Raw genomic sequence first — 25,479 nt, forward strand, 5'->3', positions numbered from 1 at the left:
TCACGCAGGTCAACAGCCTGCAGTAACCGGCAACTGCGCCCGGGTGGCGGTCTTGGGAGATGCCACCCGGACGCAGGCTCTTGCCGGTCTTATTTGCGGTAGCCGAGGTTCTTCAGTTCTGCTTCGGCAGCCGCCGCCATCTGGTCGAGGCCTTCGTCGGGACCGACTTCACCCAGCAGGATCTTGTAGAAGATCGGCGCCGTGGCTTCACGCACCTGCGCATGGAAGGGGAAAGGCGGCGCACCGGCAAACAGCTTTCCCTGATCCTTGAGCATGGTGTAGTAGCCGTTCAGCTTCTTATCCATGTCGATGACCTTTGGATCGTCATAGGTCGCCGTGTTGGTGATGCGCGGTGCCGCGATCGCCCAGTCGGCCTGGACAGAGTCTTGGCCGATGAACTGCAGGAAGAGCAATGCCGCCTCGTTGTTCTTCGACGTGACCGGCAACCCGAAGGCGCCGCCGTCATAGTAGCCGAGATAACCTTTGCCGGCCTCGACCTCCTTGAGGACATTGGGCTCGGTGGGCGGCAGCGCGACGCCGACATTGCCGACGACCTTGGACTTTTCCGCATCCGACGCGATCCAGGCGGCGTTCTCGCCATAAACCAGGCCCTGTGCGACACGGCCGGCGGCGAATGTCGTTGCGACTTCCGTCCAGGTTGATGCAGCAGATTCAGGCGGAGCGATGTCGCGCAGATGCAGCCAGTACTTCATGGCGGCCTTGGCCTTGTCACTGTTCATCTGGCCGCCATTCTCGACCGAGGCGGCATAGTTGTTGGCCGCGTCGATACCCCAGTTGTAGACGCCGTATGTCGGAGCGATCGACTCGAAGAATTCGTACCAGGACGCCGGATGGCCGGTATGCGCCTGGGCCGTCGTGCCCCAGAGCTCCATCCCGTTGTCCTTGCCGTATTTCGTGAAGAATTCGGCAATCTGTGTATATTCCTCATGGGTCTTGGCCGGAGCCAGATCTTTGCCGGTCTCCTTCTTGAAAGCGTCCTTGACCTTCGGGTCGTTGAAGAGGTCGGTGCGATAGAGGTAGACCTTGATGAAGGCCTCCATCGGGATGCCGAAGAGATCGCCACCGGCATTCTTGAAATAGTTGGCGAATGTCGTGAAGTGGGTTTCGTCGAATTCCGGCGCCTTCAGCGACGGGTCGTCCTTCAGCGATTTCGAGATGTCGACCAGGAAGTTGCGCGCCAGATAGGCATAGATGATGTCCTGCTCGATATAGACCATGTCATAGATGCCGGTCTTGGCTTCCATGTCCTTGATAGCCTTGTCGTACATCTGGTCCCAGGACGTGGTCTCGATCTGGACCTTGATGCCGGTCTTCTTCTCGAACTCGGGCGCCAGCACGTCCTTGATGTAGTTGGACGGGGGCGTGCTTTCGGTCACGCCGTGCAGGACGACGCCCTTGTATTTCGCGCCGGCATCCGACCAGAAATCGGCCCGTGCGGGCATCACGCCCGCAACAAGACCGATCGCAAGCGCGGCAAGTCCAATTCCACTTTTCCGGATCATAATTCCTCCTCCTTGTGCCTTTGCACCGCTTGCGGCCGCTGGCCGGCAAGCACGTTCCCACCCCCCGACGCCTGTCGGATCCTCCCGGGCTCCGGCAGCACGGCTCCTCCCGGCTTCCAGACACGGTTCGCCTTTAAGGATTGCGACCTCCGGGTCGTTTCCCAGCGATCGTTCCTGTTGGCGTGACCGGAGCTTAGTATGCGCTCTTTTGCTCTGCCACGCGTGGTTTGCTGGCAACCTATACTTTTTCGCCGACCGCGATCCCCGCCGGATAGGCACGGATTTCCCGGAAGGGGTCGCTTCGCGCCTCTGTTCCGATCTTGTGTGCGTTGCGCCGGTAGTCCGACGGCGTGCGTCTGCAGATCTTGAAGAACTGCCTGTTGAAATTGGCGATGTTGTTGAACCCGACCTCGAAGCAGATCTCGGTGATCGGACGATACGTTTGTGTGAGCAGCGAGCAGGCGGCATAGATGCGTGCGAGGATCACGTAGCGCGCGAAGGTATGACCGGTCTGGCGCTTGAAAAAGCGCGAGAAGGCCTGCGGCTCGAGACCACAGACCCTTGCGACCGACGCCAGGTCGATGTCGTCGCTGTAGTGCTCCAGCACATAGCGCATGGCAACATCCAGCTCATGCGGCAGGTCCACCTGGGAGGAGGTTGGCGCAAGGCGCGATAGCCTGCGCCGCTCGGCGGGATTGCGCGCCAGCGCAATCATCAGCTGTAGAAAGAGCAACACGCGCTCGGCGCCGTGGGCAGCACCCATCTGCGCCAGTAACCGCCGGCCCGAAAGCGCCGTGGAGCCAAAGAATTCCACGCCGTAGACCGCATCCTCATAGAGCGGCTTTATCGTGCCGAGCTCGGGGCAGAAGGAGGCGACGCGATCGGCCCATTCAGGGGTGAACTGGATCAGCATGTCCCGGTTGCGGATGAGCTTGCCCGGTTCGATGTCGCTGACCCAGTTGTGCGGTACGTTCGGACCCGTCAGCACCAGGCAGCCAGGCTCGAACTCGCCGATATAGTCACCCACCATCATGACGCCCGATGTCGTCCGGGTGAGATGCAGTTCGTATTCAGGATGATAGTGCCACTTCGCCCGGAAAAAGGGATAGTCATGCATGTTCCAGCGAAAGGATTCTGCTGGCGGGCAGATGATCATCTCGAAATCGGGTACGATCCGTAAATCGGCTTTCATCGATAACCTCCTCCCGACAGGCAGGTCTGGTGCCCCAGGCGACAATGCCGGCATGCATGCCAAAGGCGCTTGTCGTAGCCCGGCTTCCTTGAGGTAATAGCAGTTCAGACCAGGCCAACCACCGGCTCGAACACGCCATCCCACGCCCGCCTCCCCGGCGTTGCGCCTCCTATATGTTGCCTTGAAAAACAAATTAGTTCATTTAGGAAAGCTGTCAACAGCAATCTCGATCGATGCGGGAATGCCCGAATTCCAGCCTCTGCTGGCGCGGAAGTTGCTCGTTTGAAATGCAGTTGCAAAGCATTTGCCCATCCGCGTATCGAGTGCCGGATCGCAATCGGAACGGAATCTGCTTGACAGATCCAGCTGAAGTTTTATTTGTTGCATTATGCAACATAGTATTGGATTGGGTGAGACATGGGCCGGTTAGGTATTCATTCTTTCGTGTGGACGGGAGGGCAAACCCAGCCCATGCTCGAGGAGGCGATGGAAAAATCCGCGTCCTGCGGCTATAACCTCATTGAATTCGCTTACCTGCGACCGGAAAATTTCGATCTCGACGCGCTCGCCAGGCGAGCCGAGGCGCTGAAACTCGACATCGCGGTCACCATGGGCCTTCCGTTCAGCCACGATGTATCGAGCGAAGATGTGGACGCGGTGCGGGCGGGCGAAGGCATGCTGGCCGACGCCATCCGCGCAGTCCGCGACATAGGCGGGAGCAAGCTCGGAGGGATCCTCTATTCGGCCCACGGGAAATATTCCCGGATGCCCACCAGAAAGGGATGGGACAGCAGTGTCGCGGCCATCGCCAAGACGGCTGATCTCGCCAAGTCTGCAGGAGTCGACCTCGTTCTCGAAGTGGTGAACCGTTTCGAGACAAATCTCCTCAACACCACCGCCCAGGGGCTCGCCTTCATCGAGCAGGTAGGCTCTACGCATGTGCGGCTGCACCTCGACACGTTTCACATGAACATCGAGGAAGCGAACCCGGCGGCGGCCATCCGCCTTGCGGGCGACAAGATCGGCTATTTCCACATTGGTGAGAGCAACCGCGGCTATCTCGGCGACGGCGTCATCAATTTCGACCTGATGTTCGATGCCTTGCTCGACATCGACTACAAGAACGACATCACATTCGAATCCTTCTCGGGCGCCGTCGTCGATGAAGGATTGTCGCTTGCCTGCGCAATCTGGCGCGACACCTGGACCGAAAACATGCCGCTCGCGCAGCACGCGAAGCAATTCATCGACCTCAAGATGGACGAGGCGAGACGTCGTCGCGCGACCGTTGCCCGGCCGTGACGGCGAAAGGTGTGGGAAAGGTTGCGTTCGGCTCATGTCGGGCGTTTCCGGCCCGGTTATGTTGTGTCAGGGGTCGGCGAAGAGAGGCAAGGAGGATCGCTCGTGAATGAAGTGGGCCCCATCGCGTCTCCGAGCGGGATCCGCCAGCGCAATGAACTCGCTGCGATGCGGGCGCTTTATCGTCACGGCCGCTTGAGCAGGGCGGAGCTTGCGCGCATTTTAGGCCTCAATCGCTCCTCATCCGGCCATATCATCGCCGGATTGACGGCCGATGGCCTCGTGCGCGAGGTGGGAACCACCGAGCAGGCACAGACTGCTCACGCGGGGCGGCCGGGCATCATGCTTGAACTTAGGCCTGGAGCCGCCTTCTTTCTCGGCATCGAGATCGGCGTCGAACACATCACGGTGGTTGAGGTCGATCTCGCCTGCCGCATCGTCAACAGTCGCATGGAGCCCTTCGACGGCCCGTCCGTCGATGTCGATACTGCAGTTTCGCGCGCGATCGCGATCGCCTTCGACACTTTGCCGGCCGACCATCTCGACCGCTGCGAAGGGTTGGGCGTCGCCGTGCCGGCGCAAATGGATCGCAAGGGACTGATCAACACCGCTCCCCTGCTCGGCTGGCAGAACATACAACTCGCCGATCTCGTGCGTGCGACCGTGCCGGCGCAAATGCCGGTCATGGTCGAGAATGACGCAAACGCCTTCGCGACCGGCGCGAGCTACGGCGCTGGCGAGGCCCATTCGGGGGTCACGCTCTATCTCGTCATGGAGAGCGGCGTGGGCGGCGGCATCGTCGTCGATGGGACCGTTTTTCGAGGCGCGCGGGGACTTGCCGGCGAAATCGGGCATCTGCGCGTCGATGGTGCCAGTGCGCCCGGCCGCAGCCTTGAACGTGTTCTCGGGCTGGAATGCATCCTGAGCGCCTACCGTTCCGTCTCGACGCAGCCGGAACCGAGCTTCACGACCTTCCTCGCCGATGTGCGCGACCGCGTTCCGGGCGCCGTCGCCATAGCCGAAGACTGGGCGCGCGCCCTGGCTTACGGCCTGATCCAGGGCTGCAGGATCATCGATGCCGACAGGGTCGTGCTGGGTGGTTCAGTCGCCGCGCTCTATCCGCTGATGGCGGCGCGCGTCCTGCATCACATTCGCTCCATGCAGGAGGAGAGCTTTCCGCTGCCCGTGATCGAAACAAACGAGGATGAGACGGTAGGGCCGGCCTTCGGCGCTGCCTGCATGCTTCACCAGCGCTATCTCCTGACCGACAGCGCTCGCCTTGGAGAAGATGGCGCATGACACCGACCGCGTTTGCTCCCGACGCCCTTGGACCAACGATAACGATCGGCGAGATCCTCGTCGAGATCATGGCGACGGATCGCGGTGCGGGCTTCCTCGAGCCGATCACGCTCATAGGCCCCTACCCCAGCGGAGCGCCGGCGATCTTCATCGATCAATGCGCGAGAATCGGCGGTTCGGCCGGCATCATCGGCTGCGTGGGCAACGACGACTTCGGCCGCGTCAACGTCGCGCGCCTGCGCGCCGACGGCGCCGACGTCTCGGCCATTTCGACGAGCCCCGAGTTTCCGACCGGCAGCGCCTTCGTGCGCTACCGGCATGACGGTTCGCGCGATTTCGTCTTCAACATCGCAAGATCCGCCGCCGCCCAGATCGACCTTACCCCCGCAGCGCGCGCGCTCATTGCCCGGTCGGGGCACCTGCATGTGATGGGGACCGCCTTTGCGATACCCGGCGCCGCTAGGATTATCGAGCATGCGATCACGGCGATCACGGCGCGCGGCGGCAGCATCTCCTTCGATCCGAATGTCCGCAAGGAGTTGCTCGGCCAAGCCGAAACCCGCGCACGCTTCGCAAGGCTCGTCGATATCGCCGACCTGATCCTCCCGTCCGGAGAAGAGCTGTTCGTTGCGGCCGGCATGGAAGCCGAAAGCGAGGCGGTCCAAGCACTCCTCGGGCGCAACGCCAGCGAAGTGGCGCTCAAGCGCGGCGCCGACGGTTCGACCGTCTTCACACGGGACGGCAGACGCATCGACTGCCCGGCCTTTGCTGTCGAGGAAATCGATCCGACCGGCGCCGGAGACTGCTTCGGTGGCGCCTATGTCGCGTGCCGCCGGCTCGGTATGCCGATCGAACAGGCGCTCACCTACGCCAATGCCGCCGGCGCCCGCAATGTCACCGCCAAGGGGCCGATGGAGGGAGCCGGCACCCGCGCCGAGCTCGACGCCTTCATCGCCGCTACACCGGAACGCCGCACATGACATCCGTTCTCGACAACTTGGCTCGCAGCCGGCGCGCGGGCAGCCCCGCCGGCATCACGTCCGTTTGCTCGGCTCATCCCATCGTGATCCGTGCTGCGCTCCGGCATGGCGTGCTTCGCGACGGTGCGGTATTGATCGAGGCGACCTGCAATCAGGTCAACCAGTTCGGCGGGTACACCGGCTTGAAGCCCAGTGATTTTGTGGCACTGGTGGAACGGATCGCCAGCGAAGAGGGTCTGCCGCCAGACAAGGTCATCCTCGGAGGCGATCATCTTGGTCCCAATCCATGGCGCGGAGAATCTGCCGAGGTCGCCATGAACAAGGCCGAAGAGATGATCGCGGCCTATGTCGAGGCCGGCTTCCGCAAGCTCCACCTCGATACGTCTATGGGCTGCGCGGGCGAACCGGTCGCGCTCGACGACGCTATGACCGCGGGGCGCGCAGTGAGGCTGGCGGCCGTGGCGGAACGGTGCGCGGCCTCTACGGGCGGCGAGCCGCCGGTCTATGTCATCGGCACCGAAGTACCGCCACCCGGCGGCGCCAATCATGTGATCACCGCGCTCGAGCCGACGAACATCGACGCGGCGCGCAAGACTATTGCGCTGCATAGGACGCGGTTTGACGAAGCGGGCCTCGGCAAGGCCTTCGCCCGCGTGCTGGCGCTCGTCGTCCAGCCCGGGGTCGAATTCGGCAATGAAAATGTCATTGTCTACAACCGGGCGAGAGCGCACACCCTTTGCGCGCTGCTCGGCGAGGAGCCCGCGCTCGTCTACGAGGCGCATTCGACTGATTACCAGGGCGCGGTGGCGCTGCGCGAACTCGTCGAGGACGGGTTCGCCATCCTCAAGGTCGGGCCGGAATTGACGTTTGCGCTGCGCGAGGCGCTCTACGGCCTCGACCTGATCGCCAGCGACTCCGTCATCGGCTATCCGAGCCGAAACCTCATGGCCGTGATGGAGGCGTTGATGCGAGAGGAGCCCGGCCACTGGAAGGGCCACTATCACGGTTCTAAGGCCGAGCAGCATATCCTGCGGCACTACTCCTATTCCGATCGTATTCGCTACTACTGGAATCACCCGGCGGCGGAGGCCGCCGTCTTGCGGCTCGCGAGAGCGCTCGACCACCGGATTATCCCGGCACCTCTTTTCCGGCAGCATCTGCCCCGTTTGGTAGGACACGCAGGAAAGCCGCTTAACCCGCAGGAATTGCTGATCGATGCCGTGCGGGCGGTCCTCGAGGAATACCAGAGCGCCCATCAACCCGGCCCTCAATCCTTGGCATGATCCCGACGGAAGCATGCTGCTTCCTCCGTCGAGGGGAACCGCCGCTCTATTTGTAGTCCACCCATATCCCTCCAGCATCGGCAGAGCGCACGCAGTTTTCAACCCAGCGCACCCCTTCAAGACCCGCATCTATGTCCGGGAAAACGAGATTCCGGACGCCTGCGGGAGCAAGTCGGCTATTTCCGCTGATCGCGAGGTCGAAGCGGCGGTAAAGGTTCGCCCAAGCCTCGAACAGGCCCTCCGGATGTCCGCCGCCGATGCGGTCGTCGATCCGTGCTTCCGGATAAAGGTAATCCATGCCGCGTTCGAGGACGCGGACCGGTTCGCCCTGGATCTCGTAGGAGAGCTGGTTCGGCCGCTCGTCCCACCATTCGATGCTCGCCTTCTCGCCGACGATGCGTACCTTTTGTCCGTGCATAGAGCCGGCGTTGACGGCGCTCGACCAGACCGTAGCAATGGCACCGTTGTCGTATTCCATCAGCGTAACGGCATTGTCTTCCAGCGGCGCGCGGCTTTTGACGAAGCTCTGCCGGGTACACATCAGCCGCTTGATCTTCAAATGCGGCAGGATCACTTCCGAGATATAGAGCGGGTGCGTACCGACATCGCCGAGCACATAGCTTGGGCCTGCGAACCTCGGATCGACGCGCCAACGCGTGGAAGGATTCTGCTCCTCAACGGGCGCACTGTGAAAACCATGGGCAAATTGCAGATTGACGATGCGGATCTCGCCGAGATCGCCGTTCTTCACCATGGCCCGTGCCTGCTCGATCATCTGATGACCGGCATAGCCGTAGGTAACGCCGACGATCTTACCGCGCGCCTGCGACAGCGCCTTCAGCTCTTCCGCTTCGGAGACGGTGAAGCAGAGCGGCTTTTCGCAGATGACATGCAGGCCGTGTTCGAGCGCTGCCGTGCAGATCGCAAAATGGGTGTTGTTCGGCGTGGCGATCGACACCGCCTCAATGCCATCCGGCCGTTCAGCCTCTGCAGCGAACATCGCCACGTAGTCCGGATAGCTGCGAGCCTCGTCAAGGCCGAGCTCGACACCGAAAGCGCGCCCACGCTCCGGATCGATATCGAATGCACCGGCTGTGAGTTCGAACGTGCTGTCCCTTAGCGCTGCCGAGCGGTGGATATAGCCGATCTGGCTGCCACGTCCGCCGCCCACCATGCCCCAGCGGATCGGCCTTGTCTTGCTTGCTGACATGTTCAGTCTCCTCTTGTCTTAGAAGCCGACTGACCGGAGGTAGTCGCGACTTTCCTTCACGTCTTGGAGGCTTCCTGCCACCCTCTGCGGATCGCGTTCCTGTTCGACGGTGATGAAACCGTGATAGCCGATCTCCTCAAGCACCTGCTTCACGGCCGGATAATCGATGACACCGCGCCCGATCGGGCACATGACCCCTTCAGCGCAGGCCGCGAAGAAACGGATCTTCTCGCCGAGCACGCGCTCGAACACGGCCCGGTCGATATCCTTGAAGTGCACATAGTCGAGCCGGGCCGCGTAGCGGCGCAGTGTCTTAACCGGATTCATGCCGGCATAATAAGTGTGGCCGGTGTCGAGGCAAAAGCCTGCGATTTCTGCCGGGACATCGCTTGCGATCCGCTCTATCTCATCAGCAAATTCGACGTAGCCGCCGGCATGGGGATGGATGACAGCGCGAACGCCATATCGGCTCCTGGCAAGTGCGGCGATTGCCTTGATGTTGGCGACCATGCCGGCCCAGGCTTCGTCGGAAAGCCGAGGCGCTCGATCAAAATGACCCGCGGCATAATCCCGTTCGTCATGACCCCAGTCCATGACGGTCAGGTAAGGCGTCTTAAACTGCTGTCCTGCAACTTGAGCGGGCTGCGGTAACCTGGTGATAACAGCGCAGATTTCGTCCGTCTGGCGCAGCAGGTTCTCCCGGTTGGCCGGAGAGACGAGATCGTCGAAAATCGTGCCGGCGACGATGAAAAGGCCGCGCTCGGCAAGCGCCTTTCCCACCTGTTGATGATCGAGCGGTACGTAGCCGTAGGGGCCGAGTTCGAGGCCACCATAGCCGGCGGCGGCCGCCTCATCGAAGACGCGCTCCCAGGCCGGCAGGTTCGGATTATTGACGTCGTCGACCCCCCAGCAGCATGGAGCGGTCGTGATGGTGATGGTCATGGGGTTATTCCTCGCAAAGGGCCGGTCATGTCGTGGTCTTTGCTCAAGTGCCCTTTACCGGCCAATACTTGTCGACATATTTCTGGATCTCGGAGCGCATGAAGCGGCCGGATGCATCGGCCCGGTCTTCCCAGCCGAAAACGCAAGCCGTGACGATGCCGTCAAAGCCGATCTTGGCCAGCGACCCGAAGAAGACATCCCAGTCGATCTCGCCCTGATGCATGTCCATGTGCTGGTGGATCGTCACCTTCGCACCGGGAGGATTGATGATGTAGCGAAGGCCGGACGAGGCCTTGTGGTTATAGGTGTCGGCCACGTGGACGTGGGCGATCATCGGACCGGCCTCTTCGATCATCCTCGCCATGTTGTCGCCGAAGTAGAAAGTATGCGGGGCGCAATAGAGGAACTTGACATTCTTCGAGCCGATGGTCTTCAGCATGTCGAGCGCCGGATGAAGCGTCTCGCACCAGTCTTCCGGATGCGGTTCCATGTTGAGGGTCACGCCGTGCTTTTCGAAGACCGGCACCAGTTCCTCGATCGACCGCCACCAGGCGGCCTCGCTGGATTCGTGCGTATAGTGCCCGCCGCAGCAATTCGACTTGTGGCCGCGATCGGGCGACGGGCCGCGGCCGAACTCCGAGTTCATCGTATCGCAACCCATCTCGACGGCGATCTCGATGGCCTGCTTCCAGTAACCGACCGCGGCCACCCGCTCGTCTTCATGCGGGCTTGCCCAGCGGTACATCGGAAGCAGCGAGGCGAGTTTGACGCCGTGATCTGCAAGCGCCATCTTGAACTGAGCAATCCGCTCCTTGTGGGCGCGCGGGCGCACCCACCAAGGCAAAAAATCATCCCGCGGCGACAGCTCGATATAGTCGTAGCCGAGCTCTGCCGCCTTCCGGCAAAGCTCGTTCGGGCCAAGATGGCGATGCATGTGCGGGTCGAGTGCGATTTTCATGATGTCTCCTCCTTCATCCGACAGCATTCGGGCCAGCGAACGATCTAGCTTGGCTTCGGTATCTCCTCCCGAATTACCGGCGAGATTACGCGTGCTTGCGGGCCACGAGCCAATGCTTCCTTGATCAAATTTGATCATTGACCTTGTGCCGCGCAGATGCTGAAGTTCGTCACGGGAGACGGAATAAAACCATGGCAAAGATCACCCTGAGGGATGTGGCGAGAGAAGCCGATGTCGGTACCGCGACGGTCGAGCGGGTGATCAATGGTCGTGGCGGTGTGAGACCTGAAACGGTGGAGAAGGTCTTTCTGGCGGTCAGGAAGCTCAACTATCGGCATGTGATGCCAGAGGCCCATCGCGGCCTTGTCCGGATCGAAGTCATCCTCGTGCGCCCGGAAACGAACTTCTATTCACGTATGAACCAGGCGTTCGAGAGGATCGCCGCCCTGCTTGACCACAGCATCGTCGTTCACCGGACCTTTGCCCGCGAAAACGATCCCGCGGATTTCGCCCATTATATCGCAAAGCCGAAGAACCGGCGGTCCGCGCTGATCGTCGTCGCGCCCGATCATCCGGATGTCGTCACGAGTGTCCGGCAAGCAGCGGCCCTCGGCATACCCGTCATCCAGATCATGACGCGACCGGCGACGGAACTGCCCTATGTCGGGATCGACAATTACGCTGCCGGCCGTACGGCCGCCTATTACATGTCGCGCATGCAGGCGGGCAAGGCAGGTTCCTTCGTCGCTCTCTGCCACAGCGGCGCCTACGAAAACCACAAGGAGCGTATCCGGGGCTTTTCCGAATATCTCGCCGAGCATGCCGACGGGGAACACGCCCTTGTGGAGGTGATGTTCGATTTCGACGACGAACACAACACGATGGAACTGTTGCGCCACGCCCTTCGCAGGCACCCGGACGTCATTGGCGTCTACAGCGCCGGCGGCGACAACGTCGCCGTCGCCTCGGTCCTCAAAAATCAGCAGGCACGCGCGCTGTTTTGGGTTGGGCACGAACTGAGCGATCAGACACGGAGCTATCTGCGTGAAGGCATCATGGCGGTCGTACTCGATCAGGTACCGGAAATTCAGGCCCGCAGATCAATCGATTTGACATTGAAGGCGCTTGGCCTGATTGAGGTCGACGTCAGTAAGGAGCCTGTGCGCTTCTTGACCGTAACACCCGAAAACGTGTGAGTTCGAATCCCTGACTTAAAGCTTGCTTGCGAATGCGGAAGTCATTGGGCCGGCCTTCAAATATTGCCATGTTATAATCACGATTATTGTAATAGGCGCGCAAGAATGCGGTTCGTCGGCAGAGCATCTGCATAGATTACTCCTCAACCCACCACCCAGCTTAGCCCAAAGCCTGGCTTGCCAACGCGTAAGTCATCGGGCGCGCTTCGGGGATCAGGCTGTCCTCCGGAATCCAGCGCTTTCCGAGCGACATCGTCGTAACTGTATCGAATACGGGCATGCCGCATCGGGACAAAAACGCGGCGAAGGCTCCGTCTTTCTGGCGGGTATCAAGACGGAGGAAATGGCCGGCATGCTCTGAAACATGCGGCCGGATCACCGCAATCGCATCCTGGTCGCCATTGGCGACCACCGGGCCGATAACATGCCCGCGGCCAAAGGGCCTGCAGAGCGAAAATGCGTCAAGCCGATCATTGCGAAACAGGCCAAAACCCTTGGAGTGCTTCAGCAAGCCGGCGAGAACCGGCATGCGGTCCGCACCATATGCCTGGCGATCGAGCTCGGCCAACAAAGCAAGATCGGCAATATCAATGGCGCGCAAATGCGCCCCGTCCGGCGTTGCACCCGGAGGGCCAGGCTCGTGAGCCTCGCCTTGACACTGGTAGACGATCTTCTCAGCCGCAAAGCCAAGGGAAAGATATAGCCGCCGTGCTGCGCGCGTCGCATTGAGACCGAGAGTATAGCCCGCGAGCCTGGCAAAGGCATGCTGCATCAGCCACCGTCCGGTCCCGTTGGCCTGCAGGCGAGGTGATGTAATGACCATTCCGACAGTGGCAAAATTACCGCCATGTGGAAACCACATGGCCGAACCGAGAACGCGGCCGATGTCGTCCATGGCGACAACGCCCTTACCGACGCGCCGCAGAAACTGCCAATCCTCCGCGCGATGCGGCCAGCCGACGGCAATCGACAACGCATGCAATTGGTCGAGTTCCGCCTCAGCAATATCGCCAATTCTCATCTGCACGGAATCGACGACCATGGATTCTGACGCCGTTCGTTCCACTCCAACCTCCCCGACTACATCTGAACCGCAGATAATTCGCGCATCCCGCGCAAAACGCCGGCCCCATTCAAAGTAGATATTAGGCGGCCGGCGCCGGTACAATCCGCTCCAGGAGCCTCGCCGCCCGCAACAATTCACTGAAACCGAGCCGATTTCGGCACGCAATCCGGTGCGGCGGCTTTAAGCTTCGCAACTAGGCCTTCCATGTGTATCCCGACGGGGCGCCGGCCATGTTTGCGAGAATCCTATGATGCACGCCGTTGAGATCCTCGAGCGCCTGATCGCCTTTCCGTCCGTCGCCGGACAGGCCAATGATGCGATCGTCGAGTGGATCCGTGCCTACATTGAAGACTGCAATGCCACGGTCACAGTGCTGCCAGGGCCGGAAGGAAACCGTGCGAACCTCTTTGCAACTATCGGCCCGGCAGACGTTCCTGGCTACATACTCTCAGGCCACATGGACGTGGTACCGGCCAACGAACCTGCCTGGTCGTCAGACCCTTTCACTCTTCGCGCGGAGGCAAATCGCCTCTACGGACGCGGCACCTCCGACATGAAGGGCTTTCTGGCGGCCGCGCTCGCCGCCCTGCCCGCGCTTGCAGCGAAGCCGCTTGCTCGCCCCATCCATCTTGCCTTTTCCTATGACGAGGAGGCAGGCTGCCGGGGCGCACCCCACATGATCGCGCGTCTCGCAGAACTCTGCGCCAGGCCTGAGGGCGCGATCATCGGCGAGCCAAGCACGATGCGCGCCATCCGCGCGCACAAGGGAAAGGCTGCGGCACGCGTCGAAATCCACGGCCGTTCGGGACATTCCTCGCGTCCCGATCAAGGATTGAATGCCGTCCATGCCATGGCGGAAGTGCTGGCGGAAGCTGTCGTAAGCGCCGAACGCGCGTCTCAGGGTCCTTTCGATACGGCCTTCGAGCCCGCCTATTCCTCCCTTCAGGCGGGCACGATCAAGGGCGGCCAGGCGGTCAACATCATTCCTGACCTGTGCATCGCCGAGTTCGAAGCCCGGGCGGTTTCCGGTGTTTCCCCGACCGAATTGCTGGCTCCCCTCAAGGCGAGGGCCGAGAGCCTGCGAGCCAAAGGTTTTGAGGTGAATTGGGAGCTCACGAGCGCCTATCCCGGCTTGTCGCTTTCAGCCGATGCGCCGCTCGCGTGCCTACTTGCGGAACTGACAGGCGAGGAGCCGCTCGCCGCTGTGAGCTACGGGACGGAGGCCGGACTTTATCAGGCCGCCGGAATCGACGCCATCATCTGCGGCCCCGGCGACATTGCACGTGCGCACCGGCCCGACGAGTTCATTCTCACCGACGAATTGACGGCCTGCCAATCCATGATCGAGGCACTGGGCAACAGGCTTTGCCCTTAGTGAGGCAGCAGCCCATGCGAACAATGACCGAGGATACCGAAACGACGGGAAAATGCCGATGACTCTGCTCTTCAATTCCGACGCCGAGCGCGGCCGCATTTTCCGTGATGCTTTCGCAAGGGAGCTTCCAGACCTTGCCTTTTCGATGGATCCGGCCGCGGTCGATCCGCAGGCGGTCCGCTATTTGCTAACCTGGACAGCGCCCGCCGACCTTCTTCGATATCGCAATCTTGAGATCGTCTTTTCGATCGGCGCGGGCATCGACCAATTCAGGCTCGACAGCCTGCCGGAAAAGGTCAAGCTAGTGCGCATGGTCGAGGACGGCATCATCCGCATGATGCAGGAATATGTGACGCTCGCCGTGCTTATGCTTCACCGCAATCTGCCCGCCTATCTCGACCAGCAGGAGAGGCAGTCGTGGCGCCCGATTCCGCAGAAGCAGGCCTCAAGCCAAAATGTGGGTGTTCTCGGTCTCGGCATGCTCGGCAACGCCGTGCTGGAGCGGCTCAAGCCCTTTGGATTTATGCTGTCCGGCTGGAGCCGCAGCCCGCGTGAGATCGACGGCGCGACCTGTTACAGTGGCCAGCAGGGACTGAAGCCTTTTCTGGAAAAGGTCGATATCCTGATCTGCCTGCTGCCACTGACGGACGAAACGCGCGGCTTCCTGAATGCAGATCTGTTCAACGCACTGTCGCCTGGTGCTGGCCTCGTCCACACGGGCCGTGGTCCGCAGCTCGATCATGAAGCGCTGATCGAAGCGCTGGATAGCGGCCAACTCTCCGGCGCCGTGATCGACGTGACCGATCCCGAACCGCTGCCGCCGGCCCATGCCTTCTGGTCACATCCGAAGATCATCCTGACGCCGCATATCGCAAGCGTCACCCAAGCCGAAACAGCCGCATGCGCCGTCATAGACAACATCAAGCGCGACCGCGCCGGTCTCGATCCGGTCGGTTTGGTCGATCGCACACGCGGCTACTGACATTCAACGACGAAAGGTCCTCCATGTCTCTGCTCAAAACTATCGACACCAATCCCTCGACCGCCCCTCGGGAATCAAAACCGCTTCCGGAACGCCTCATTGCCGGGGATCCCGCCTTCAAGACCTGGGCGCAGGATGTGGCGCGCGGAGAGATGATCCATACCGGGGTCTGGGAAGCGACGCCGGGCGAGACCCGCTCGATCAAGGGCGAAACCTTCGAATTCTGCCATATCCTTGCCGGCGTTGTGGAGATCACGCCCGATGGCGGTGAGCCTGCCGTCTACAAGGCCGGCGACAGCTTCGTCATGAAGCCTGGCTTCACTGGCATGTGGAAGACCATCGAAACTGTCCGCAAGATCTACGTGACTGTGATGTGATGCCGACGCTGCCCGGCGTGGGTCGGGCGGCATCATCCGCCGAAGATTCAACCGGCAACCGCTGATAAACAGGATTTTCCTCCGTCCTGTCCGCCACAGTCGACGCATGCTGCCGGAGCCTGAACGCTAACCTTGCGCAAACGCCCAGCAAGGACATTTCATGACCCTCAGCTTCGATCCAGATTCACTTTCTCTGCCGAATGGTCACTTCATCGGCAGCAGGCTGATCGAGGCAAGAGGCGAGCTGCCGACGCACCGCCCCTCGGATGCGAAGGCATATTGGGATTGTCCGGTTGCCTCTGCGGATATCGTCGACCAAGCGGTCGACACTGCGCAAAAAGCCTTGAAGGAGAGCGGCTGGGCGTCGCTGCGTCCGCGCGAACGGACCAAAGCGATGCAGCGCTGGGCAGATCTCATCGAGCAGGAGGCCGTGCCTCTCGCGAAGATGGAAGCTGTTGGCTCCACTCGCCCCGTTGGGCATTTGATTGCCGGCGATATTGCAGTGACTGCCGAACAGATCCGCTTCTTCGCCGAATTCGCTGACAAGGAAGGCAGCGACCTCGTCCCAACCGCTGACGACAGCCTCGGCATGATCATGACCGAGGCTTATGGCGTCGTCGGTGCGATCACGCCTTGGAATTTTCCCTTGTCCATGGCCGGCTGGAAGCTCGCTCCGGCGCTCGCCGCCGGCAATGCGGTCGTCTTGAAGCCCTCCGAAATCACGCCGTTCTCAACACTTTATCTTGCCGAGCTTGCGGTGCGGGCCGGTCTGCCGGCGGGCCTCATCAACATCGTCCTGGGCGATGGCCCAACCACAGGCAGTGCGATCACCGGCCATCCGGGCATTGCCAAGGTGAGCTTTACCGGCTCGACGGCTGCCGGCGCTGCCATCATGACCAATATTGCTAGAACAGGCGTAAAGCCGATGACGCTCGAACTCGGCGGCAAGAGCCCGCAGCTCGTTTTTGCCGATGCCGACCTCGATATGGCGGCGGGCGCGATCGCGACCAGCCTTCTTGGCAATGCCGGACAGGCCTGCGTGGCCGGATCGCGGCTGATCGTGGAGGCCAAGGTGGCGGACGTGCTGGTAGACGCCATCATCGCCAGGCTGGCCGCCATCCGCCCGGGTCCCACCTGGAATGAGGCCACAGACTATCCGCCGATCATTTCGGAGCGGCAGATCGGCCGCATGGACAGCATCGTCCGCGCCACCGTCGACGGTGGTGCAGAGTGCCTGGCTGGCGGGAAGCGCCTGGATTGCGAAGGCTACTTTTACGCCCCGACGCTGATCTCCGGCGTGACGGCAACATCGCCGGCGGTTTTGGAAGAGATTTTCGGGCCGGTTCTGACCATTCAGACGTTCGAGGATGAGGAGGAAGCGCTGACCCTGGCAGACCACCCAACCTATGGTCTGGCGGCTGGCCTTTTCACCCGTGACCTTTCGCGTGCCATCCGTCTCACACGGCGCCTGCAGGCCGGCACCGTCTGGGTCAATCGCTACGGCCGCTCGCGCGACCACATCCTGCCGACCGGCGGCTACAAGCAATCCGGCATCGGTAAGGATCTTGGACGCGAAGCCTATCTCGCCAACCGCAAGAGCAAGAGCGTGCTCATCAGCCTTTGAGGACCGACGATGAAGATCTATCAGATTGCGCTTCTGCCTGGAGACGGCATCGGACGAGATGTCACCGATGCAGCCTGGGCGGTGCTGGAAAAGGCATCCAACGCCGCTGGGTTTGCCTTGTCGGGCACCAGCTATCCGTGGTCCTGTGACTATTACCTCCAGCATGGCAGCATGATGCCGGCCGATGGCATCGAGACGCTGAAAACCTTCGAGGCCATCCTGCTCGGAGCTGTCGGCTGGCCGGCAAAAGTACCGGACTCCGTCTCGCTGCACGGACTGCTTCTGCCCATCCGCAAAGCTTTTGTACAGTATGCAAATATCCGTCCGCATCGGCTGCTACCCGGGGTTCAGGGGCCGCTGAAATCGGACCACTTCGATATTCTCTGCATCCGCGAAAACACCGAGGGCGAATATTCCGGCGCCGGCGGCCGCGTGCATCAAGGCACGGATAACGAAGTGGCCGTCGAGACCACGATCTTCACCCGCAAGGGGGTGGAGCGCATCTTACGCTTCGGCTTTGAGCAGGCACGAGCCCGGCGCGGCAAGCTCGCTTCTGTGACGAAGTCAAACGCGCAGAAACATTCCATGGTGTTCTGGGACGAGATCACTCGAAAGCTTGCCGGCGAGTTTCCAGATGTCGAGGTGACCAGTTATCACATCGACGCGATGGCCGCCCGCATGGTCATGGCGCCGGAAAGCCTGGATGTCGTGGTCGCTTCCAATCTGTTCGGCGATATCCTGACCGATCTTGGCGCCGCCATCCAGGGCGGGCTCGGCTTTGCAGCCTCCGCCAACGTCAATCCCGACCGCACCGCGCCGTCGATGTTCGAACCCGTCCATGGCTCGGCGCCTGATATCGCCCATCTCGGCATTGCCAATCCGATCGCCGCCATATGGTCCGGAGCGATGATGTTCGAACATCTGGGAGAAATTGCAGCAGCCAGGACTGTGATGGCTGCGATCGAGACGACGACAGCGCGCGGTATCGGCGCAATCCCCGGCAAGGACAAGACAGACACAATCACCAAAGCCGTGCTTTCGGCGCTGGACTGACGGAAAAGAGGATAAGATGAACGAGTTGAAGGACACCAGCCTGTTTCGCGAACACGGGCTCATCAACGGTGAATGGCGTGGCGCTGCGGCAGGGCGCACGATCGAGGTCTTCAATCCTGCAACGCAGGAAGCACTCGGTACGGTACCTGACATGGACGGTAACGATACACGCACGGCGATCGAAGCGGCAGAGAATGCCTTTCCATCGTGGCGCAAGAAGACCCACGCCGAACGTGCCGCGTTGCTGGAGGCCTGGCACGACCTGATGATCGACAACCTCGAAGATCTTGCGCTGATCCTCACTAGCGAGCAGGGCAAGCCGCTTGCAGAAGCACGGGGCGAAATCCGCTACGGCGCCTCGTTCGTCAAGTGGTTCTCCGAGGAAGCCCGTCGCATCGGTGGTACCACTATCCCCTCGCCGACGGCCGACCGGCGGATCGTTGTCCTGAAGGAGCCGGTTGGGGTTTCGGCAATCATCACGCCCTGGAATTTCCCCAATGCAATGATCACTCGCAAGGTCGGGCCGGCGCTTGCCGCAGGCTGCACCGTCGTGATCAAGCCGTCAGACCTGACGCCATATTCGGCGCTTGCGCTCGCTGTCTTGGCCGAGCGCGCCGGCATCCCGAAAGGCGTCATTAACATCGTCACGGGCATGCCGGCCAAGATCGGCGACGAGTTGTTGACGAACCAGACCGTTCGCAAGATCTCCTTTACCGGTTCTACTCGCGTCGGCTCGCTTTTGATGCGTGGCGCATCAGACAGCATCAAGCGGCTGAGCCTCGAACTTGGCGGCAACGCGCCGTTCATCGTCTTCGACGACGCAGATCTCGACCTAGCCGTCGAGGGCGCGATTGCCTCGAAGTTCCGAAACGGCGGGCAGACCTGTGTCTGCGCCAACCGCATCCTGGTTCAGTCGGGCGTGTATGACGCCTTCGCCGAAAAGCTTTCCGCCCGCGTTTCCACCCTGAAAGTGGGGCGCGGAACGGACGCCGGCGTCGATATCGGCCCGATGATCAACCGAGCGGCGATCGAAAAGATCAATCGCCATGTCGAAGACGCCCTCGCAAAGGGAGCGCGTATCATCTCGACCCCGCCCGCCCTGCCAGACGGCGACCAGTATACGGCGCCGATCGTCCTCGGCGACGCGACGACGGACATGCAGCTTGCTAGCGAGGAGACTTTCGGCCCCGTGGCTCCCCTCTTCCGTTTCGGTAAAGAAGAGGAGGCGATCCGGATCGCCAATGCCACACCTTTCGGGCTGGCCGCCTATTTCTACACCGAAAGCCTCAAACGCTCCTGGCGCGTTGGCGAGGCGCTTGAATTCGGCATGATCGGCCTGAACACCGGAGCCATCTCGACGGAAGTCGCTCCCTTCGGCGGCGTCAAGCAATCCGGCCTCGGCCGCGAAGGCGCCCAATGTGGCATCGAGGAATATTTAGAAATGAAGAGCTTCCACATCGGCGGGCTTGGCTGACACGGCCATCGCGCTTGACGGCATCCTCGATGGTATTGAACGCATGAGCAAACCCACTCATGCGTCGAGATCCCACGGGTTGACGATGATGGCACCAGTGTCTTCGAAGTCCGTGATATTCCGCGTGACAACGATGAGATCGTGTACGATCGCCGTCGCGGCGATCAAACCATCGACATCGCCACGGGGACGGATCGCTGCGATGCGACCCCATTCGACCGCAATCTGGTCTGCTACGGGTAGAATGCGCTCAGCATGATCGTGACGCAATTTGCGGAGCCACTCCGCAAGATGGCCAGCCGATTTCGGGTCGTTCTTCTGCTTGAGGGCTATGCCCCGCATGATTTCGCCCCAGCGTGAGCACGTTCAAATGGACCGCCAGAGGATCCACCGATCGCAGCCATAATACGGCCTGAGGCGTGCCACGGCGCGCCTCTGAGATGACATTCATATCCAGGAGATACATCAGAAGGCGACTTCTCGGCTTGGCGTCCTTGAGCGCTCAGCAACCGCTTCTGAGAAGTCGTCATCCCAAGCAGGTCCCGACAACAGATCATCCACCAGAGTCGGTTCCGCCAGCGCGCAACGCGTCGTAGTCGCGGGCCGACAGCACGACCGCTGTGCGTTGGCCACGTACGGTGACCACCCGCGGCCCGTCGACCCGAGTTTTCTGAACGACTTTCGAGAATTGGTTCTTAGCGTCCTTTAACTGCCATTCCATGATTCTGATCCAAGCTAGACTGTCTAGCTATGTGGCGTGTCTAGTTGCCGGGATCAATCTCAAGAGCGGTGCAGCAGCCCAAGTGGTTCGCGTGCGGCGTGCCTCGACGAACCTGAGCGGTCCAGTATTTTGGTCGGCCCCATGTTCGCAGATGGACGTCCTGGCCTTGCGTGGCAAACCGACCGTTTGCGTGACGGACGGAGTTTTCAGTATTCGATGGATGGTCCCTACTGAAACCGGTCGAGCGTCTTGTAATACAAGCCCACCAACGGCAGGAACCATGGCTTGCCGAAATGCCCGGGAACAGCCGGCCAGTCGAGCCCCTTGAGAGGGTTGCGGTCGGCCTTGCCCAGGATGGCATCGGCCATGATCATGCCGAGATGCGTAGACAATTGCGCGCCGTGCCCGGAATAGCCCATGGCGTACCAGACACCGTCGACGTAACCGGCGCGCGGATAGCGATCCTTGGTCATATCGACGAGCCCGCCCCAGCAATAGTCGATCTCGACGCCGGAGAGTTGCGGGAAGGTCTGAAGCAGGCTCGCCCGAAGGATCTCTCCGCTCTTTGCATCCGAACGCTGGTCGGATGTTGCGGAAAACCGAGCGCGGCCACCGAAGATCAGCCGGTTGTCAGGTGCCAGCCGGAAATAGTTGCCGATGTTCATCGACGTGACGCAGGTCCGGTTTCCAGGAATCGTCGCTGCAATTTCGGCATCGGTCAGAGGACGCGTGGCGATAATGAAGCTTCCGACAGAAACAATCCGGCGGCGGAAATAGCCGAAGATCGGAGGCGTATAAGCACCTGTCGCGACGAGCACGTGATCGGCCGTAATCGTCCCCCGAGCCGTCGTCAGGCTGTGCCGCCCGTTGCCTTGGCGATGATCGGTCACCGCTGCCTTCTCGAAAATGGTTGCGCCATGACGAGCAGCGGCGGTGGCGAGCCCCACGACATAGCGCCCCATATGCATCATCGCGCTCTTTTTCGACAGCATGGCGCCGTGGAAAGGCGAGCCGACCTCAACCTTGAGGTCAGCCGCAGTCAGAAGTGCCGTGTCCGGATCAACCTCGGCGTGGACGGCCTCGAAATTGCGGGCGATCGTATCGAAATGCTGCGGCTTGGACGCGAGTTTGAGCTTTCCGGCACGGCGGAAATTGCAATCGATCCCCTCCTCCGCAACGATCGCTTCGATCGCATCGATCGAGTCATCAAGCGCCCGATAAAGCGCGATGGCACGCTCCCTGCCGAGTTCGGCCTTGGCGGCAATGAAGCTGTGGGCAAGGCCGTTGTTGAGATGACCGCCGTTGCGGCCCGAAGCACCCCAGCCCACGCGTTCCGCCTCCAGCACCACGACCCGAACGCCAGCCTTTGCAAGATGGCGCGCTGCGGCAAGGCCGGTGAAGCCGCCACCGACAATGGCGACATCGTAATGTCCTTCGACCGGACCTTGCGCAGCACCTTCGAAGGTGGGGGCCGTGTCATGCCAGTAGGATTGGAACTTCATCGCCATGTCTTTCTCAAAGCCCGACGACGCCCGGCAAACCCGAGATATCGGCAATTTCAACATAGCCGTAATAGGGGTTCGCCGGTTCATGGCCACGATTGACCCAGACCTTGTTCTTGATTCCAAGGTCGTGGGCAGACATCAGATCGTAGCGGAAGGAGGACGAGCAGTGCAGCACATCCTCTGGACCGCAGCCCAGCATGTCGAACATATGTTCGAAGGCCTTGAACCGCGGCTTGTAGGCATTTGCCTGCTGCGCGGTATAGACGGCATGGAAGGGTGCGCCCAGCTTTTCGACATTCGACATGATTTGCGAATTCATCGCGTTGGAAAGGATGACCAGCGGGATTTCCTTGGCAACCCTGGCAAGACCCGCCGGTACGTCCGGATGCGGTCCCCATGACGGTACGCGTTCGTAAACTATCCTCGCGTCTTCTTCGCGGAAGGCCACACCGTTCTTCTTGCAGGTCCGCTCGATGGCATTGTGAACGACCTCGTTGTAAGGCTTCCAGTCCCCCAGAACTTCATCGAGGCGGTAGGCAGCGAAGTTCTTGATGAATTGCGCCATCTGCGTCTCGTCGAGTTGATTGCCGTAAAGATCGCGCGCAGCCTCGGCCATCTGGAAATTGGTGAGCGTCCCGTAGCAGTCGAAGGTGATGTATTTCGGACGGAAGTGAGCCATGAGAGGATCCTGTAAGTTTTCCTGAAGCGATTTCGTCTCTGCACATCATAAGCCGAGGTCTGGCCGCCCGGTCGACTGAAATCGGAACCGGCAAAGCAGATTGTTTCGTATCCGGCATGCTCTTTGGCAGAGAGTTGTGCGACGACAATCACCAGACAGGCTCGCAACCCGGATATGGCCGATACCCGCGGCATAAGATGCGGCGAACTGGCGAGGCTACGGCGGAAGATACCGCCGAAGACCTGTCCTTGGGACGATCTTCTGACGGCCCCGGTCTAATACTAAAAGAAACGGACTAGGGATCCCTCCATGAAGACAACCCAGATCGATCTTGCGGCTTTTGGCCCTGAACATCTCGACGGTGCCGTCGCACTTTCGCGCCAGGCTGGGTGGCCCCACCGCCTGGAGGACTGGCGGTTGATGCTTGCACTAAGCAGCGGCACAGTGGCCATCGAGGATAAAGGCCGCGTTGTCGGGACGGTCCTTGTGACGCGCTATGGCGACGATTGTGCTGCGATCAACATGGTCATTGTCGATGAAGCTATGCGCGGCCGCGGTCTTGGCCGAAAGCTGATGGATTGCGCCTTGATGATTGCGGGGAACAGGCCGCTTCGTCTGGTCGCGACGAACGACGGCCAGCCGCTTTATGAGAAGCTCGGCTTCCGGGAAACCGGTTCGGTCCTGCAGTATCAGGGCAGTGTGCCTGCAATCGAGCGGCCAGGTGGCGTGGCGCCTGCCGATCACGATGATCTCGATGCCATTGTAGCGCTCGACCGCGCGGCCTTCGGCGCGGAACGCCGTAGCCTCCTCGAATATCTCGCAAAGGTTGGGCAATTCGCGGTAGTCCGCGAAGCTGGCCGGGTTCGGGGTTTCGCAGCGCTTCGCACCTTCGGCCGTGGCGAAGTGATCGGGCCTGTCGTCGCCGCAAATGCCAGCGATGCCTGTGCCCTGATTTCCTTTTTCATTGCCAGCCGTCCCGGTGCTTTCCTGCGCGTTGACACGACAGCCGACACCGGTCTTGCACCCTGGCTTGCTGAACACGGCTTTGCCCATGCCGGCGGCGGCATCACCATGCGGACCGGCGGCATCGAGCCGTCGACAAGTCCCGCGCTGAAAACCTTCGCACTCGCCAACCAAGCCCTCGGCTGACCTGGAGACATTCATGTTTAGCAATTCCCTGATCGAACTCGACCGCGCACACCTGGTTCATCCGGTTGCGTCCTATCGCAGTCACGAAAATCTGGGCGTACGGGTCCTGGCGTCCGCCTCCGGCGCGACTGTCACCGATGCGAGCGGCAAACAACTGATTGACGGTTTCGCGGGCCTCTGGTGCGTCAATGCGGGCTACGGACATGAAAGCATTGTCGAGGCCGCGGCAAGGCAGATGCGTGAGCTCCCTTATGCGACCGCCTATTTCGGCCTTGGCTCCGAGCCGGCAATCCGGCTTGCCGCAGAACTCGCCGATCGCGCGCCGGGTGACCTCAATCATGTCTATTTCACGCTCGGCGGTTCGGATGCCATCGACAGCACAATCCGCTTCATCCGTTACTATTGGAACGCGCGCAGGCTGCCTGGAAAAGACCAGTTCATTTCTGTCGAACAGGGCTATCACGGCTCCTCGACGGTCGGCGCCGGCCTGACCGCCTTGCCCGCTTTTCATGCTGGTTTCGGATTGCCTTTCGACTGGCAGCACAAAATTCCGTCTCACTATGCCTATCGAAACCCCGCCGGCGCTGATCCGGAGGCAATCATCGCTGCCTCTGTTGCGGCATTGAAGCAAAAGATCGAAGAACTGGGCGGCGCCGATCGCGTTGCGGCATTCTATGCCGAACCGATCCAGGGATCGGGCGGCGTGCTTGTGCCGCCCAGAGGCTGGATGAAGGCGATGCGCGACGTCTGCCGCGATCTCGATATCCTCTTTGTCGCCGACGAAGTCATCACCGGCTTCGGCCGCACCGGCCCGCTGTTTGCTTGCTCGGAGGACGAGATCGTGCCGGACTTCCTGACGGTCGCCAAAGGCCTCACCTCCGGCTATGTGCCGATGGGTGCCCTCTTCATGTCCGAGCATGTCTATCAGACGATCGCCGACGGCGCCGGTGCTTCAGCGGTCGGGCATGGATATACCTATTCGGCCCATCCCGTCAGCGCCGCCGTCGGCCTTGAGGTTCTGCGGCTCTACGAGGGGGGTCTGCTCCAAAACGGCCGGAAGGCAGGAGCGCGCCTGATGGCCGGGCTTGAGAGCCTGAAGGACCATCCGCTCGTCGGCGATGTCCGCGGTCGCAGCATGCTGGCTGCCGTCGAGCTCGTCGTCGACAAGGAACACAAGACGCCGCTTCCGGCCGCTGCCGAGCCGGCGCGGCGCATCTTCGACCGTGCCTGGAACAACGGTCTCGTCATCCGCGCCTTCGCCAACGGCGTGCTCGGCTATGCCCCACCGCTCTGCTGCAGCGATACGGAGATCGACGCCATCGTCGAACGTACGCGCCGGACGCTTGACGAGACACTGGACGATCCGGCCGTGCGCGCCCTGGTGGCATGAGCGGGAGAATGAACTCCCGGCAGAGTTTTGCGTGGTCGTCGAAATTCCGTGAAGCTGTCATATTCGCAATTTTGTGCCGCAGAGCAGGTTCTTTTCGGAGAATCCAGTGGGCGATAGCTGCGAAACTGAAGGGAAGAAGAAAGCGGGAACCCCGAAAAATCGGGCTTTTGCAGGAAGAAAAAATACCTGCCGCGTCCACAGC

Annotated in this window: 21 protein-coding genes and 2 pseudogenes; 13 read left to right on the forward strand and 10 right to left on the reverse strand. The window is 61.1% G+C overall.

Annotation, left to right across the window (positions count from 1 at the left end; all coding sequences use genetic code 11):
• Positions 1–89: 89 nt before the first annotated feature.
• Positions 90–1,463, reverse strand: a complete 1,374-nt coding sequence (locus N2599_RS27715; protein ID WP_245209250.1) for an extracellular solute-binding protein — start codon at positions 1,461–1,463, stop codon at positions 90–92.
• Positions 1,464–1,761: 298 nt separating this feature from the next.
• Positions 1,762–2,715, reverse strand: coding sequence for a helix-turn-helix domain-containing protein (locus tag N2599_RS27720; RefSeq protein ID WP_027510256.1), 954 nt, complete (start codon positions 2,713–2,715; stop codon positions 1,762–1,764).
• 417 nt (positions 2,716–3,132) lie between these two features.
• Between N2599_RS27720 and N2599_RS27725 the strand changes: the two genes are divergently transcribed.
• The 4 genes from N2599_RS27725 (at position 3,133) to N2599_RS27740 (ending at position 7,576) form a co-directional block, all read left to right on the forward strand.
• Positions 3,133–4,017: a sugar phosphate isomerase/epimerase family protein gene (locus tag N2599_RS27725; protein ID WP_027510257.1), complete on the forward strand. Its 885-nt coding sequence runs from the start codon at positions 3,133–3,135 to the stop codon at positions 4,015–4,017.
• Positions 4,018–4,119: 102 nt separating this feature from the next.
• Positions 4,120–5,313 carry an ROK family transcriptional regulator gene (locus N2599_RS27730; protein ID WP_037142041.1) on the forward strand — a complete coding sequence of 398 codons (1,194 nt, stop codon included), beginning with the start codon at positions 4,120–4,122 and terminating at the stop codon, positions 5,311–5,313.
• The gene (locus N2599_RS27735) at positions 5,310–6,293 is read left to right on the forward strand and encodes a tagatose kinase (protein ID WP_027510259.1); all 984 of its coding nucleotides are present in this window, start codon (positions 5,310–5,312) and stop codon (positions 6,291–6,293) included. The genes N2599_RS27730 and N2599_RS27735 overlap by 4 nt, the downstream gene beginning before the upstream one ends.
• A complete protein-coding gene (locus N2599_RS27740; RefSeq protein ID WP_027510260.1) occupies positions 6,290–7,576 on the forward strand; it encodes a D-tagatose-bisphosphate aldolase, class II, non-catalytic subunit in 1,287 nt (428 codons plus the stop codon). The genes N2599_RS27735 and N2599_RS27740 overlap by 4 nt, the downstream gene beginning before the upstream one ends.
• A 46-nt stretch (positions 7,577–7,622) precedes the next feature.
• Here the strand turns inward: N2599_RS27740 and N2599_RS27745 are convergent, their stop codons facing one another.
• From N2599_RS27745 to N2599_RS27755, 3 genes are read right to left on the reverse strand one after another with little or no spacing between them, the layout of a single operon-like run.
• Positions 7,623–8,786, reverse strand: a complete 1,164-nt coding sequence (locus tag N2599_RS27745) for a Gfo/Idh/MocA family protein (protein WP_027510261.1) — start codon at positions 8,784–8,786, stop codon at positions 7,623–7,625.
• Positions 8,787–8,804: 18 nt separating this feature from the next.
• Positions 8,805–9,728 carry a TIM barrel protein gene (locus N2599_RS27750; protein ID WP_027510262.1) on the reverse strand — a complete coding sequence of 308 codons (924 nt, stop codon included), beginning with the start codon at positions 9,726–9,728 and terminating at the stop codon, positions 8,805–8,807.
• 43 nt (positions 9,729–9,771) lie between these two features.
• Entirely contained in the window at positions 9,772–10,686 is a 915-nt protein-coding gene (locus tag N2599_RS27755) for a sugar phosphate isomerase/epimerase family protein (RefSeq protein WP_027510263.1), read from the reverse strand.
• A gap of 191 nt (positions 10,687–10,877) precedes the next feature.
• On the opposite strand from N2599_RS27755, the gene N2599_RS27760 reads away from it, so the two are divergent.
• Positions 10,878–11,882 (forward strand): LacI family DNA-binding transcriptional regulator, encoded by a 1,005-nt coding sequence (locus N2599_RS27760; RefSeq protein ID WP_027510264.1) that lies wholly within the window; start codon positions 10,878–10,880, stop codon positions 11,880–11,882.
• 160 nt (positions 11,883–12,042) lie between these two features.
• Here N2599_RS27760 and N2599_RS27765 read toward each other — a convergent pair whose 3' ends face one another.
• Entirely contained in the window at positions 12,043–12,948 is a 906-nt protein-coding gene (locus N2599_RS27765) for a GNAT family N-acetyltransferase (RefSeq protein ID WP_027510265.1), read from the reverse strand.
• Positions 12,949–13,198: 250 nt separating this feature from the next.
• On the opposite strand from N2599_RS27765, the gene argE reads away from it, so the two are divergent.
• From argE to N2599_RS27795, 6 genes are all read left to right on the forward strand, one after another.
• Positions 13,199–14,323 carry an acetylornithine deacetylase gene (gene argE / locus N2599_RS27770; RefSeq protein ID WP_027510266.1) on the forward strand — a complete coding sequence of 375 codons (1,125 nt, stop codon included), beginning with the start codon at positions 13,199–13,201 and terminating at the stop codon, positions 14,321–14,323.
• Between the two features lie 58 nt (positions 14,324–14,381).
• On the forward strand, positions 14,382–15,305 hold the full coding sequence (locus N2599_RS27775) for a 2-hydroxyacid dehydrogenase (protein ID WP_027510267.1): 924 nt from the start codon (positions 14,382–14,384) through the stop codon (positions 15,303–15,305).
• Between the two features lie 23 nt (positions 15,306–15,328).
• Positions 15,329–15,682: a cupin domain-containing protein gene (locus tag N2599_RS27780; protein WP_027510268.1), complete on the forward strand. Its 354-nt coding sequence runs from the start codon at positions 15,329–15,331 to the stop codon at positions 15,680–15,682.
• A 160-nt stretch (positions 15,683–15,842) separates the two neighbouring features.
• Positions 15,843–17,306 carry an aldehyde dehydrogenase family protein gene (locus tag N2599_RS27785; protein ID WP_027510269.1) on the forward strand — a complete coding sequence of 488 codons (1,464 nt, stop codon included), beginning with the start codon at positions 15,843–15,845 and terminating at the stop codon, positions 17,304–17,306.
• A gap of 9 nt (positions 17,307–17,315) precedes the next feature.
• Complete coding sequence (locus N2599_RS27790) at positions 17,316–18,359, forward strand: tartrate dehydrogenase (RefSeq protein WP_027510270.1); 1,044 nt, start codon at positions 17,316–17,318, stop codon at positions 18,357–18,359.
• Between the two features lie 16 nt (positions 18,360–18,375).
• Positions 18,376–19,833: an NAD-dependent succinate-semialdehyde dehydrogenase gene (locus N2599_RS27795; protein WP_027510271.1), complete on the forward strand. Its 1,458-nt coding sequence runs from the start codon at positions 18,376–18,378 to the stop codon at positions 19,831–19,833.
• A gap of 57 nt (positions 19,834–19,890) precedes the next feature.
• On the opposite strand, the pseudogene N2599_RS27800 reads toward N2599_RS27795, so the two are convergent.
• The 4 genes and pseudogenes from N2599_RS27800 to N2599_RS27815 form a co-directional block, all read right to left on the reverse strand.
• A pseudogene (locus N2599_RS27800) lies at positions 19,891–20,299 on the reverse strand (type II toxin-antitoxin system VapC family toxin).
• Positions 20,299–20,554 (reverse strand): annotated as a pseudogene (locus N2599_RS27805) (type II toxin-antitoxin system prevent-host-death family antitoxin). Before N2599_RS27805 ends, N2599_RS27800 begins: the two co-directional pseudogenes overlap by 1 nt.
• 227 nt (positions 20,555–20,781) lie before the next feature.
• On the reverse strand, positions 20,782–22,056 hold the full coding sequence (locus N2599_RS27810; protein ID WP_027510272.1) for an NAD(P)/FAD-dependent oxidoreductase: 1,275 nt from the start codon (positions 22,054–22,056) through the stop codon (positions 20,782–20,784).
• Between the two features lie 13 nt (positions 22,057–22,069).
• Complete coding sequence (locus N2599_RS27815) at positions 22,070–22,738, reverse strand: haloacid dehalogenase type II (RefSeq protein ID WP_027510273.1); 669 nt, start codon at positions 22,736–22,738, stop codon at positions 22,070–22,072.
• A 309-nt stretch (positions 22,739–23,047) separates the two neighbouring features.
• Here N2599_RS27815 and N2599_RS27820 point away from each other — a divergent pair, with 309 nt between their 5' ends.
• Both N2599_RS27820 and N2599_RS27825 read left to right on the forward strand, forming a co-directional pair.
• The gene (locus N2599_RS27820; RefSeq protein ID WP_027510274.1) at positions 23,048–23,887 is read left to right on the forward strand and encodes a GNAT family N-acetyltransferase; all 840 of its coding nucleotides are present in this window, start codon (positions 23,048–23,050) and stop codon (positions 23,885–23,887) included.
• A gap of 13 nt (positions 23,888–23,900) precedes the next feature.
• Positions 23,901–25,277 (forward strand): aspartate aminotransferase family protein, encoded by a 1,377-nt coding sequence (locus N2599_RS27825; RefSeq protein ID WP_027510275.1) that lies wholly within the window; start codon positions 23,901–23,903, stop codon positions 25,275–25,277.
• Positions 25,278–25,479: the final 202 nt, after the last annotated feature.

Source organism: Rhizobium sullae (assembly GCF_025200715.1).
GTDB classification, from domain to species: domain Bacteria; phylum Pseudomonadota; class Alphaproteobacteria; order Rhizobiales; family Rhizobiaceae; genus Rhizobium; species Rhizobium sullae.